The 12,855-nt window shown below is 45.7% G+C and carries 12 protein-coding genes; 8 read left to right on the top strand and 4 right to left on the bottom strand.

The features are described from left to right. The first annotated feature begins 12 nt into the window (after nucleotides 1-12). Complete coding sequence (locus tag LEP1GSC052_RS00575; protein ID WP_040912674.1) at nucleotides 13-318, top strand: YbaB/EbfC family nucleoid-associated protein; 306 nt, start codon at nucleotides 13-15, stop codon at nucleotides 316-318. A 67-nt stretch (nucleotides 319-385) separates the two neighbouring features. Here the strand turns inward: LEP1GSC052_RS00575 and LEP1GSC052_RS00570 are convergent, their stop codons facing one another. Then, the gene (locus LEP1GSC052_RS00570) at nucleotides 386-1,927 is read right to left on the bottom strand and encodes a peptidase MA family protein (RefSeq protein WP_020985451.1); all 1,542 of its coding nucleotides are present in this window, start codon (nucleotides 1,925-1,927) and stop codon (nucleotides 386-388) included. 159 nt (nucleotides 1,928-2,086) lie between these two features. On the opposite strand from LEP1GSC052_RS00570, the gene LEP1GSC052_RS00565 reads away from it, so the two are divergent. Beyond that, nucleotides 2,087-2,800 carry a hypothetical protein gene (locus LEP1GSC052_RS00565; RefSeq protein WP_051185345.1) on the top strand — a complete coding sequence of 238 codons (714 nt, stop codon included), beginning with the start codon at nucleotides 2,087-2,089 and terminating at the stop codon, nucleotides 2,798-2,800. Between the two features lie 12 nt (nucleotides 2,801-2,812). Here LEP1GSC052_RS00565 and LEP1GSC052_RS00560 read toward each other — a convergent pair whose 3' ends face one another. Further along, nucleotides 2,813-3,547: a leucine-rich repeat domain-containing protein gene (locus LEP1GSC052_RS00560; protein ID WP_010572448.1), complete on the bottom strand. Its 735-nt coding sequence runs from the start codon at nucleotides 3,545-3,547 to the stop codon at nucleotides 2,813-2,815. 190 nt (nucleotides 3,548-3,737) lie between these two features. On the opposite strand from LEP1GSC052_RS00560, the gene LEP1GSC052_RS00555 reads away from it, so the two are divergent. From LEP1GSC052_RS00555 to LEP1GSC052_RS00545, 3 genes are read left to right on the top strand one after another with little or no spacing between them, the layout of a single operon-like run. Next, on the top strand, nucleotides 3,738-4,307 hold the full coding sequence (locus tag LEP1GSC052_RS00555; RefSeq protein ID WP_010572449.1) for an LIC20153 family lipoprotein: 570 nt from the start codon (nucleotides 3,738-3,740) through the stop codon (nucleotides 4,305-4,307). A 24-nt stretch (nucleotides 4,308-4,331) separates the two neighbouring features. Continuing rightward, complete coding sequence (locus tag LEP1GSC052_RS00550; RefSeq protein ID WP_010572450.1) at nucleotides 4,332-5,033, top strand: HmuY family protein; 702 nt, start codon at nucleotides 4,332-4,334, stop codon at nucleotides 5,031-5,033. 4 nt (nucleotides 5,034-5,037) lie between these two features. Beyond that, complete coding sequence (locus LEP1GSC052_RS00545) at nucleotides 5,038-7,218, top strand: TonB-dependent receptor plug domain-containing protein (RefSeq protein WP_010572451.1); 2,181 nt, start codon at nucleotides 5,038-5,040, stop codon at nucleotides 7,216-7,218. 225 nt (nucleotides 7,219-7,443) lie between these two features. Here LEP1GSC052_RS00545 and LEP1GSC052_RS00535 read toward each other — a convergent pair whose 3' ends face one another. Continuing rightward, on the bottom strand, nucleotides 7,444-8,664 hold the full coding sequence (locus LEP1GSC052_RS00535; RefSeq protein WP_156892082.1) for an MFS transporter: 1,221 nt from the start codon (nucleotides 8,662-8,664) through the stop codon (nucleotides 7,444-7,446). Beyond that, complete coding sequence (locus LEP1GSC052_RS00530) at nucleotides 8,642-9,319, bottom strand: biliverdin-producing heme oxygenase (RefSeq protein WP_010572453.1); 678 nt, start codon at nucleotides 9,317-9,319, stop codon at nucleotides 8,642-8,644. The genes LEP1GSC052_RS00535 and LEP1GSC052_RS00530 overlap by 23 nt, the downstream gene beginning before the upstream one ends. 273 nt (nucleotides 9,320-9,592) lie before the next feature. On the opposite strand from LEP1GSC052_RS00530, the gene LEP1GSC052_RS00525 reads away from it, so the two are divergent. The 3 genes from LEP1GSC052_RS00525 to LEP1GSC052_RS00515 are packed head-to-tail and all read left to right on the top strand — an operon-like array spanning nucleotide 9,593 to nucleotide 12,827. Then, nucleotides 9,593-9,988 (top strand): Fur family transcriptional regulator, encoded by a 396-nt coding sequence (locus tag LEP1GSC052_RS00525; RefSeq protein ID WP_040912672.1) that lies wholly within the window; start codon nucleotides 9,593-9,595, stop codon nucleotides 9,986-9,988. Beyond that, on the top strand, nucleotides 9,985-11,580 hold the full coding sequence (locus LEP1GSC052_RS00520) for a hypothetical protein (RefSeq protein ID WP_010572455.1): 1,596 nt from the start codon (nucleotides 9,985-9,987) through the stop codon (nucleotides 11,578-11,580). Before LEP1GSC052_RS00525 ends, LEP1GSC052_RS00520 begins: the two co-directional genes overlap by 4 nt. Then, nucleotides 11,577-12,827 (top strand): AZOBR_p60025 family cell surface glycopolymer formation protein, encoded by a 1,251-nt coding sequence (locus tag LEP1GSC052_RS00515; protein WP_010572456.1) that lies wholly within the window; start codon nucleotides 11,577-11,579, stop codon nucleotides 12,825-12,827. Before LEP1GSC052_RS00520 ends, LEP1GSC052_RS00515 begins: the two co-directional genes overlap by 4 nt. Nucleotides 12,828-12,855: the final 28 nt, after the last annotated feature.

Here is a 12,855-nt window from a genome sequence, read left to right as displayed (position 1 = left end):
GGGAATCAAAGAATGTTCGGTAACAAGTTAGAATCAATGAAGCAGATGAACCAGATGCGGGTCAAAATGAAGAAGTTGGAAAAGGATCTGATGGCTCTCTCCTTCGAAGCGAAATCCAAAAACGACCTCGTAACTTGTATCTCCGACGGAAAGCTCAACATCAAAGACATTCTCATCGAAGACGAACTTCTCGCAAAGAACGACAAAAAACTTCTTCAAAAAAGCATCAAACAAGCGGTGACCCGTTCCTTGGAACTCGCGCAAAACGCGGCCGAGGAACGAATGGGCGAGTTTCGCGGAATGATGGGAATGGAATAACCGAAATTTTTCCGCGATTTACCGCGCTAAATTTTTACGCGTCCAGCCCGCGGCGGAGTAAATCCGTTTATCTGTTTTTAAAATCCACGGAATGAAAGTAATCCAACGGACAGACGATCTCGGGTCCGTCCGTTGCCGGTAAAAGAACCGGTTCTCCCTCGTCTTCGGTGCGAACCACGGATTGGGAAACCTGTCCCAATCGATACGGGTCCGCATTCACTTGCAAAATCTTTAAACTAGGCGCGGTCTTTTTCAAAAGAACCACGGCCGGTTGTGTTCCCGTGTTGCTTCTCGTCTGATCGATAAAATGAAACTGTCCCGGTTTTAAATTGTTCAAAGGGATGATAAACGGAAGAGGAAGTGTTTCGTATAACTTTCGGAGTTCTCCTCCGTCTTGGTTTGCCGGCGGAAAGGGAAGAGCGCCTAACACCGATTCCATGCCCGTCTTAAAACCCGCCGCTCCCGCCGAATCGATTCCGAGTTGCGCTTCGGAAACGGTCGATTCTCCCGTGGACATCCAAAGAAAGGCCGCGAACAAACGAATAAAGGCGGCTTCTCCCGAAACTCCGAGATCGTTTTTCTGAGCGGGGGACAAAGCCGTAACCGCGGGCGAGGTCAAAAAGATTTCGGTCAAAGTCTGCGCGTCTTTGGCGCGAACCGAAGGACTGGCCACCGTTTTTTTAAAGAAAGAATTTCTTTCCTGAAGATTGGAACCGGAAACCGTATAAAGATATTTCATAAACGCGTATGCGAACGCGTAATCGACCACGGAAGAAAATCCCGAAGAACCGAATAACGTGGAACCGTTGACGCCTCGCGCACAAGCGCCTGCGATATTTCCCCGATAACATTGGATTCGATTCGTTTGGGGAGAATAACCGGCGATGTCGCTCGCGACCTCGCTCGTTCCTTCGTTCAACCAGGTTTCGTCCCGAACTTTCTGGGATTGATAATCCGGAAGTTCGTACTGAAACCGGATGAGATGTTGAAACTCGTGCGCGATCGTCGACAACAAAGTATCCGACTTACCCGAAGCGACATCCTTCTCCGCGAGTTCCTTCAACTGAACCGAGTCGATGTATAAAATTTCCTTGGAATTGGAACGTACGCTCGATCGGGGATCGTCCGTAAAAAAATCGAAAGGATCGAAAAAACCCGCAACAAAGGAACCGCCCGGTTTGCTTCCGTCTCGAATGTCCAAAAACAAAAGACTTACCTTTCCGTTTTGATCCATATCGGAAGGAGTTCCAAACGCCGCAGTAACCCTCGGAAAAATTTTCTGATCGAATTCGCGGACGATATTCGCATAATTTAAAGTGGATTCCTGACCGTATTCGGCGTAAACGGAAACGGAATTTCCTTCTCCCACAAGACTGGCTTGCAGACAATAGGAAGAATTTTTGGTGATATCGCGGACCCAAAATTTTCCGGGACCGGCGCAACCGATCGCGGTTAAGATCAGGGTCTGAACGTATTGAGATCCGAGTTTCGGTTTATCGGATGGGAACAAGGACGGGAACACGCTTTCCACGGAACAAGCGGTCAGAGAACATACGAAAAAAAGAATCCAGAATCCGAAGGAAATTTTTTTTCCGAAATTCGTTCTCATTAAAAGTGTTAGACGAAAGAAACGTGATTGAGATTCTTTCTTGCCCCCGTATGTTGTCAGGATCTTTGCCCCGTAAATCAGGAGCAATCAACATTGAATAAAAACTTTCCTAAGTTCAACCGTAAAACCCGTTTTCTACGCTCATTTTTTACGTTTTGTATTGTATCGATTTCGACGATCTCCGTTCGTTACTGTTCCTTAGGAAACGAAAGAACGGAAAATCTTTCCTCAAAACCCTTTCTGCCCGTGTTGTCCGGCGAATACTATTCTAAGATTCAAAAACTGGAAGAGGGTTATTTCGTAAGACAATTGTTTCTGGATACGACCCGCAAACAGACGAAATTTCTTTTCACACAGTTGAGCGTTACGTTGAGTAAAAATCGGGAAGAAACCAGAATCGAAGGAATCGTAAAACCCGCGAGCCGTGGGTTGGAATTGGTTCCCGAATCCTGCCGCGTCTTTACGAACCGAGAATCCGGAAACCGCTGGGCCTTGGTGCGAGCCTACGATTGCGATCATCTTTCCTTTCGGATAGAATCGAACGAACCGAACCGAATTTCGATCTCGCCGGATTTTATTCCGGGGAATCCGATCGCGGTGTATCGCAAGGCGGCTTCTTCGGAACCGAGCCGCATCAGCGCGCTCGTTTTGGAAAGCGGAGGAACGATCTTGGAGGTTTGGGGACTCAGACTTTCCAGAGTTCGAAAAAACGCTTCCATCGTTTTGGAAAAGGAGAATGGAAAACGATATCCGGTGCGAGCCTTGGAAACGATCGAAACGACGGGGCAGGTGACCGCGGAAGGAATTCCCGTGGAAAAAGGCGATATTCTTTTATACAGCAATCCCGGAGAATCGGGCCCTCTCACATATTGATAAATTAGAATATTATAAAGAACTTGTGTGCATTGGAACGAGCTTGAGATAGGGAAGTCGTTCGCGGATCCAGTCCAACTCTTCCTTGGAAAGTTTTAATCCGGACCATTCCAGATAACGCAGATCCTTCATTTCGTAGATATGACGGATTTCCTTTACGTTCGTATGTCCGATTCTGAGTTCCAAAAGATTCTTACAAATCGAAATCGGCTCCAAACTGGAAACTTCGGTGTTTCGTATATCGAGTTGTCTGAGTTTACATTCGAATCCGATAAAGGAAAGATCCTTGATCTTGGTTTTATACAGACCGAGTTTCGTAAGATTCTCCACATTGGAATATTGTTTCAGATCCTTTTCGTCCACGGCGGTCTCGTTGAGATAAAGACTGTGTAACGCGGGGAGTTGGTTCAGAGCGGAAAGATTCTTCACCTTGGTTCCGTTTACGTTTAAAAAGCCGATCGTCTTGAGAGAACTCAGTTCCTCCAAATTCTCAAACTGAGGATGCAGAATTTCCAAGGAAACCAAATTGCGAAAGTCGACCAATCTCGCCGTATCGGGAAACTCGCTTTCGTCAAAACCGATCCAACGAATTTGATACGGATAGTATCTGAGAATTTTTCCTTCTTTGGAATAAACGGGAATGCCACCCGAGACCGGTTCCTTTTCCAAATATGAACAGGAAAAAATCCAAAGTGCAAACGCGCTGACGATCCAAACTCGAAACGGAAGCGATCGATTCTGATTCATTCTAAGAACGATTGGAAACCGAGACTCAAGAAATAGAAACCAATTTCCAAAATAAAAAACGACTTCAAAGGAGAATAACGTTCCAGAAGTTGGATATAAATTTCCGGTTTCAGTTTATATATTTTTGATTTTGAGTTTGACTCTCATCTTCATATTTTCAAGATGACCCTATCTATAGAAAGGAGTAATTATGAGAAACATCCGAAAGTATGCAAAAACGGCAGTAATTCTGGGCCTAATCCTTGGTTTATTTTTAACCTGTAAAAAAGACGAAAAGGAAGATATCGATCCGATTCTGCTTTTGGCGGGTTTGGTTTCCAACTATAACTGTTCCGCAACCGTAGGCGGAAGAGTGTCAGGACTTCCCGCAATGACCGCGACAACTTCCGTGCAAACACTCGTTTACGGAAAAGTTCCGTTCGTGAATCACTCGATTGCCGCCGTAAAAGTTACCGGCGCGACCAATGGACTCAAGATAGTTTTTACCGGACGTAACGTTGCGGATTTCGACGAAGGAACCGCAGGAAACGTAAACGCTCCTCTGGTTTACAACACTTCTTCCTGTCCACTTACCGATTCGGCGTATGATACGACTCGTTCCACATACACGACCACAAGCGAAGGTCAATACGGTTCGGTTGCGAGTGACGGTCCTTATACATACACTTTGAACGCGACGAAGGGCGGAGATTATTACTTCGTGTTTTATCTTGCAAGCAGAACGGCCGAGCCTCCGACTACTACGTTCCAACTCCAATAACGCTCAGAGTTGACTCGATTTAAAATGGATTCCATCCCGAACTTCAAACCGCTTTGGAAACGAACGTGGATTGGGTTCGGGATTTTATTCTTCTTATCCTGCGCGAGACAACATCCCGCGATCGACGAGGGAGAATTGGCGTTTCGACAATCCATTCTTGCGCTTCAAAAACAAATCGAAGAAGCGAACAATTCCAAAATTCTTTCCACGGACCCGAACGGGGACGGCTCCTTTACGACCAAGGTACGCGCGGTTTCGTATGACGTGTGGATCAAATTCAGTTTTGCAAACAAGGCTCAGGTTTTCGCCGCCGACAGCGCGGGCGGTTGGGATGTGGGTTTTCAAAGATTCAAACTACAGACGAACGGCGGTTTGACGCATCCCGGAGGTTCCGGCGGCGCTTGTATGACCAACCCGCTTCTCACCGATTTTAACGCCGCGTCCGCAAGTACTTCGTCGGCATTGGGTTGTACAAACGCATTCTTCTTGCCGGATACGAACGTTTCCGAAGTCGCCGCGGGCGGAGTTCAAACGAATTATGTGGGAAGCGACGTCCTCAACAAATGGTTCAATTATACGTTAGCTTTCCTGCAACCGAACAATAAGATTTTCGTAATACGTTCCAATACGGGAAACGAATACTATCTTTTTCAAGTTACGGGTTATTACAGCGCGGAAGGAACCTCGGCTTATCCCACCGTAAAATGGAAACAAATCCCTTACTAATCCGATGTATTTTTCACTCTATCGATCCTTTCAACTCAAGACGATTCAGATTCTTTTCCTGATTCTTTTCTGCGTTCCGATCCAAGCGCAAGAGGAAAAGACAAAAACGGAAATCAAAACGGGCGGGAATGAATCGCCTAACACGAATACTACGAAAGATAACAACACGATCACGGATCCCCCAAAAAAGGAAAACGGAAACGGTCCGAACCAAAACCAAAACGGCTCCAACATACAAACCGGTTCCAGTACGAATGCGCAAATCGGTCAAACTCTCGCGCCCGAAGATTCCCAAATCGTAGTCACCGGTTCTCGCGGTGAAAGAAGACTCAAAGATTCCACGGTCGCGACCGAGGTCATCTCCCGAAAGAAAATCGAAGCGAGCGGTGCGAGAAACGCCGCGGAAGTTTTGGAAACCCAACTCGGAATCGACGTGGTTCCTTTTTTCGGAGGTTCCCGAGTTCGGATGTTGGGACTCGATTCTCAATATGTTTTGATTCTCATCGACGGGGAAAGAATTTCCGGTCGTCTGAACAACGCGGTGGATCTCAGCCGTTTTAAGGTTCAAAACCTGGAAAGAATCGAAATCGTAAAAGGCGCCTCATCGGCGTTATACGGAGCCGACGCGATCGGCGGCGTGATCAATCTCATCACAAGAGAAGCGGATAAAAAACTCAGCTACGAGATGAGAACCACATACGGAAACGGAAGCAGAAAGAACTTCAACACCGAGGGAGAATTCAACACCACCGCCAACATGGGATTTCGAAACGAAATGGTGAGCGGCGCGGTTTCCGCAGGTTACAATAAAAATCCGGGTTATAGACTCGTTCCGGATTCTCAAGCGACGACCGGTAACGCGTATCAGGATTTGAACGCGGGGATGAATCTAACCTTCAACCCCGACGGTAAGTTCAAGGGTAAGACGAGAATTCTCTATCAACACAGGGATCAAAACGGGGTCGACGTGACTCAGTCGAAGGCAGTGTTCGATCGAAACAACAAAACGCACGACTTTCTTGCGACCGGTTCCCTGGAATACGGTTTCGGAAAAAGAAACCTGCTCTCCTTTCGCGGAAATATTTCCAAATGGGAAAACAAGTATTACAACAATCAAAGGGGTTCGGACGAACTCGACGTAAAACAATTGAACGCGGAACTCACTTCTCAAGGAACCGTTCAGTTGGACATGGAAGCCTCGGATAAACACTTCATCACGATGGGTGCGGAATCTTTTGCGAACGAATTGGAATCCGATCGATTACAAAATCGTTATGTTTATAGAACCCGCAAAGCCGCTTTCTTTCAAGACGAATGGACGATTTCGCGTTCTCCTCGGATTCGAGTGATCCCGGGCGTTCGATACGACGACGATTCCCAGTTCGGAAATCAGACCACTCCCAAACTCGCGGCGCGTTATGATATCCTTCAAAACCTGGTTTGGAGAGCGAGTTACGGAAGAGGATTTCGTCCTCCGAGTTTTCAAGAATTGTATCTTCGTTTTGAAAATCCAGCCGTCGGTTACGTAGTCGAAGGAAATCCGAATCTAAGACCGGAAAAATCTATCACGATCAACTCCGATTTGGAATACAGTCCTTTCAGTTTTTTGACGTTCTCTTTCAGTCTATACAGAAACGATATCATCAATCTCATCCAGTATAAGTTCGATTCGAATAAAGGCAGAGAATTCGCGGAGTTCCAACTTCAAAACATCGCAAAGGCTTATACACGGGGCGGAGAATTCGGAGTTCAGTATCGATTCTTAAAACATTTCACTCTGGAACTCGGTTACAATCATACCGACACGAGGGACGAAACCACCAATCGTCCTTTGGAAGGAAGGGCTTTGCATCAAGCCTCCGCGAACTTCATCTACAATTCTCCTTCCGGGTTTCAGTTCAATCTTCGGGGAAAACATTTGGACAAAAGGCCGTTTTACAGTTCGACAAACAACCTTTCGGCGGCGGGACAGGATTATATTCCCACCGAAGTGAAGTTAAACGAAAATCCTCCGGTGACCTACGGAAAACCGTTTACGATCATCAACATAAGAATGGAACAAAAATTCTTCGATAAACATTTCGGTTTGTTCGTAGGCGTGGACAACGTGTTGAATCAATACGAGTTGGCTTACAATCCTACGAGACCGAGATTTTATTATGGCGGATTCTCCGCGCAGTTTTGAAGCCGGAATCGTATGTGTTCTTTCTTATTTGAAGATACCGTGGGGGTTCCTACAAAATCGTAACACAAATATTTGCTCGCAATATTATGATTTTCTGATAGAACGCGATCTCCTGAATTTTCTTCCCACGAACCCGCCTCCGAAAAACGCGGCGCGCACTTTCTATGGATCGCCGCAGGGCGGGCGCGCAAGCTTTACCGAAAAACCGTCGGAACTGCTACAACATTACGTTTCTTTTTTGTTTAAGATTTTGTAAAAGGGAACGCTCACGAGCACGATCAAAATCTGAGCGAGTCCGAATACGACCGCGGTCAGGGAAGAACCGAAGACCGAAGCCGTGGACGCGGAAATTCGATCCAGACCCACGGAAGAAATCGGACCTAAAAAAAATCCCAAAGAACCGAAACCGGTCAAACCCGCCATCACGAGTCCGTTATTCTCCCTTGTACAAAGAGAAGAGGCGAGTCGCAAAGAAGTCGCAAACATCAAACCCGCGCCCAATCCGCAAAACAAAAGAGAAACGCCGATCCACGCGACCGATTGAAACAAACCGGAAAAACTCAAGGAAATTCCGTAGATCAAAGAACCGATCGCAACCGGAAAATACTTTCCCGTTTTTTTGGAAAGACGAATCGCCGGATAAGACAAAAGAGCCATCGGTAAAAAGACGAGAGACAACATTCTTCCCGTTTCGGAAGGGTTGAGGGAGAATTCTTCCCTGAGACGAAGATTGAGAGAACTCATAAAGTAACCCGAAGTGAAACGATCCAAAAACTGAAACGCAAGCGGGAATAAAAGAAGCGGATGTGTTAAGAATAAAATTCCGGATTCTTTCCAAGAATGTTTTTTTGAGTTGGTGAACTTTTCTTCCGGCACGAATCGATACACAACGAACGCAAGAAAAAGAAGAATTCCGGAACCGATCTTAAACGGAAGAGTGGGATCCTGTCTTCCTAAAAAGCCGAGAGAAACTCCGACCGCTCCTCCCAAGGAAAGAAGCATTCCGGACAAACCCATCAAGGCTCCGTTTCCGAATTTACGTTTGGATTCTCCGTGTTCTACGTCCGCGACGGAAGCCAAAAGCAAACCGATTACGAATACGTGCGCTCCTCCTTCCAAAAATCGTAAGAACAACAACGTGGGAAGATTCTCTGCGTAAGGAAGAAGACTCAAAAACATAGCGTCAATTCCGCAGAAAAGTATGATGATCTTTTTGCGGGTTCCGAAATAATCCGAAAGAAAACCGGCAATCGGTGAAAAGAAAAAAGATCCGAGCATCGCCACGCTCAGAAACCAGGCAACTTCTCCGTTGCCCGATTGAAATCTGTCCTTTACGATTTCCTTAAATACCGGTACGATCATCGTTACCGGAAGCATCGCCAAGAAGACGGCCGCCGGTAAGAAGTAAGCCGATTTTTTCAAATCAGCCTTTTCCGAGAACCGCATCGTAGGCTTCCTTACCGATCGCGGAGATTAAGTCCTGTTCCAGTTCGGAAAAAATTCCCTGATTCAATAGAAAGACTTGTTTGGACTCCGAGAGGATGGCCTGTTTTTGTTCTTCGTTTACCGGAAGAGAATCCAGAGCCGAACGATAATTCTGTTTGAACCCGTTGATGTCCTCGATGGCCGGAAATTCGTAGAAAGAAATTCCTTTTCCTTCCGGCAAGGAGAGAGCTCTTGCGGCGACCTTTTTCAAGATTTGTCCGCCGGAAAGATCTCCCAAATAACGAACGTAAGAATGAGCCGCTAAAAGTTCCGGATGCGATTTTGAAATTTTACGGATTCTTTCCAAGTAGGTTTGTGTCGCCGCAGTCGGTTTGTGATCGGCCGGGTTCCAACTTCCGTAAAAGAATTGAAGGTCCTCTAAAAGTGCGTTCTTACGATAAAGTCCCGGAAAGTGAATCGATTTCAGAACCGCGTTGTCCGCGTTGCGTTCCAATTCTTCTTCCATTGCCTCGTAAACAAAGTAGAATGCTTCCAGATGTCTTGCGTAGGTCCCTTTTTCTAAAACTCCCTTCATAAAACAACGGATGAAGGCGGAACTTTCGGCAGCTTTGTGTTCTTCGGACGTTCCTTCCCGAAGGATGGTTGCTAAATTCATTGCGTATCTCCTGACAATACTGTGACAATTCTTTCGAATTGATACTGAGAATCAAACTTATTTTTATGAAAAGGTCGTGTTCTGGGAAAATGTAGGAACTCATACAATTCGGGGAATTCAGTAGGGCGGCTTCGGGACGGTTTTCCGATTTTGTGGGAACTCATACGGCTCGAATTGTGGGAGTTCCCACACCCGTGTTTATTGAATTGACATGGACAAGCGAGGGAATTGAGAATTAAGAGGGCTCCCGCGGAGCCAATTCTTCGAATGAAAGTGGAAGATAAAAAAGCGACCCTCAGAAACACGAAACAAAAAGGGGAAATTCTAAAAGTCCTCGAAGCCGCCAAAGGCCCCTTATCGATCAAGGAAATCTACGAACTTTCCCGAAAGAACTTGGACAACTTGGGAATCGCCACGGTTTACAGAGCCGTCAATCATCTCATGGAAACCGGAGCGATCAACGAGATCCATTTACCGGGAGAATCTTCCCGCTTTGAAGCGAGCCATTTACACCACCATCACCACTTTCACTGCAAAAAATGCGATCGGGTCTATGACATAGAGATCTGTCCGTTTCCTCTGGACAAAAGTCCGAAAGGATTTACCGTGGACACCCATGAGATCATTCTCTATGGAACCTGCTCCGACTGTAATTCCAAGGCAAAATGAATTCCGAATCTAAACTTAAACTCAAAACAATCTGGATTTCTCTTCTTCTTTTATTGGGATTTATCTTTATCGATCGAATCCTGTTTCCGATCGCGTTGTTCGAATTTCCGAACGAACTCGAATGGGACACGTCTCCCTGGTATAACTTTCTTCACAAACGCAGAAACATAAAATTCGGAACCGACGAAAAAGGAATTCTCGTAACGGGAAGTAGCGTCGCACTTTATTCCGCATATCCCCGACAAATCGAAAAGGAAATCCGCGAATCCGAAACGAAAGACGCCCAAAAGTTCAGAGCCGAATTCTATTCTCATCCAGCCTTATCACCCACTGATTTTTATTATTATTCGGACGATATTCTTTCGAAAAAACCGGAGTTGGTCGTATACGTATTGAACCCGGCCGATTTACAATTAGATTATATTCAAAAAACGGAATCTTCTTCCGCGAGTTTCGACGAGGCTGCGAGAATGAAGGACTACAAGGTCCGTCATCAGAATCGTTTTATTTTCCCGGGGGACTTCCTCGCGGACCACTGGAGAAATTACACCAAGGGAGAATTCTTCTCTCAACTCGCGAAGGCGCTGATTCTTCTCAATCGTTTTAGAAATTTCTTATACGATCCTTGGACCGAATACATGGAACATCATACGAGAACCATGCGTTCCTATCACTATTACACCGGCGCGATGCCGAAAGAGGGAATCTTCTTAAGAGGATGGACGCCTCCGCAATTTACGATCGAATGCGAACTCAAAAACGGAAAGTTATCCGAAGAAATTTTCGTACAAAAGCCCGGGATCAAAGTCGCGATCGAAGAACTCGCTTCGAACATCCCCGAGGACAAACGGGACATGTCTTCTCTTCTTTTGCATGAAGAAACATATTCCAAACCGGGCTGGAAACCGTTGGAGATCGAATTCCAAAACGAGAACGGAGAAAAAACGAAGTTCGTAAATTTGCGTTTCACCGTATCGCCTACCACGAGTTCGGACGAAGTGGACGCGAGAATTTTCGGGATTCCCGCCACATACGGAATTCGTCTGACTCAGAATTTTTGCCGCAACGAAATTCGTACGAACATTTCCTACGAAAGAATCCACGGCGTGGACGACGATCGAGTAGAAACGATGTCCGACGAAGACTATCTAAAAGATTACGAAAAACGTCTTTACTACAATCCCGAAAACGAAGGCGCTCTCAATCGATTGAAAAAAGTCCAAAAGAACAAGGAGATTCTCGGGAATTCTCCTTACTTCACTTGGTCCGAAATCGAGTTTCTGAATCGCACGATCCAAAAATTTAAAGCGAACGGAATCAAGTTGATCGTCGTCAATTCTCCCGAAAATCCGATCGAAAGTAAATATTATAAAAATGGAAACTGGTATAAGGGTTATCTGGATTTTTTGAATTCTCATCAAGGGGAGAATTTCGGCTTTTACGATCTCAAAGACGCGATCCCCGATAAAAAATCCTTCTTGGACCCGCATCACCTCACATACAACGCGGCTAAACGAGGCTCGTCCCTTTATGCGGAAGTCATCTTGAAATTTTTAAACGATCCTCGACGGAAATCGGAACAAAAAGAATGAAAACCGAAGGATCGGGTTTGTTCGTTTCGAAAATTCGATCAGCGTTCGAGAATCCTCTGCTGATTCTTCCCTTATTCTTTACGTTATACGCTCTTGCTTCGATTTTGATCTGGAAAAAATACGACTGGAATCCCAGTTCGCAGGTCAACTTCGGAATGCAGTTCGTGACACAAAACCCCGAACAAACTCCGAAGGGCGCGGTCGTGTTTTTGGGTCGACCGGGCGACTTGGGAGCCGGTTACGACGGACAGATCTTTTATTATTACTCAAGAATGTTAAGCGACATCGGTTTAAACTGGCCGAAAGGATTCGAAGAAAACATAAGAGCGCCGAGAATCGGTTATCCTCTTTTGGTTTCCGTTTTTGGAATCTTCGGCGGAGCCTGGGGAACCGTTTTCGGAATGTATTTTCTAAATCTCGCAGCCGTTTTGATTTCTTGGTTTTTGCTTCGCGATCTCTGCGGTGAAAAATATAGGATCTATTCGAGCTTTTATCTTTTCTCTCCGTTCTTCCTGGGAAGTTATGCGCTCTTGGTCAGCGACGCGGTCCTCGCCGGATTTTTGGTTCTTACGTTTTGGCTGTATCAAAAGGAAAAATGGATTTGGTTTTCCGTATGCGGAGGACTTTCCATTCTCGTCAAGGAACAAGCGTTCTTTCTTCTTTTTCCGTTGGGAATCGGATCCCTCTTGGATCGAAACTTCAAACATTCGATTCGAATTCTTTCGACGTTGTTATTGCCCTTTTTGTGGGCGCTGTTTTTAAGAATTCAGTTTCCGAGCTGGTCTCCGGCGAGGTTCACGGATTTTTTCGCTCCGTTGGACGGTTTTATCGGATATTGGAAAGAAATCAACGAACTTGGAATATTCTCCTTTTTGAATGTTCCGGATTTTGAAACCGGTCTTACTCTTTTTGCAAAGAAGTTTTCGAGGGTTCCGATCTTTCTTTTATTCCTCGCGGGTTTGTTCGTTTTCGGAAGCGGAAATTGGAAACGGGGAATCGCGGAAAGACTTTCGTTCTTTATGGTTTTGTTTTCGGTTTTTTCCGCGGGTTATGTGTTGTATTGGTCCTCGTACGAGAACGTCTCGAGAATGTTCACGGTCTCGATCGCGTTTTTGATCTTTTGGAAATTGAAGGACGATGAAATCCGCGACGGCGCGTTTTGGATCGTAGTAGGAAGTATATTCTTCTTGTTTTTGTTTAAACTCGCGTTTATCTCCTCGACCTTGCCGTACGAAATCTGGAAATAAAATCCGAAAGTAAAGCGCACGCACCCGC

This window comes from Leptospira kmetyi serovar Malaysia str. Bejo-Iso9, assembly GCF_000243735.2.
Lineage (GTDB): Bacteria > Spirochaetota > Leptospiria > Leptospirales > Leptospiraceae > Leptospira > Leptospira kmetyi.
This window is presented reverse-complemented; position numbering and strand designations above follow the sequence as displayed.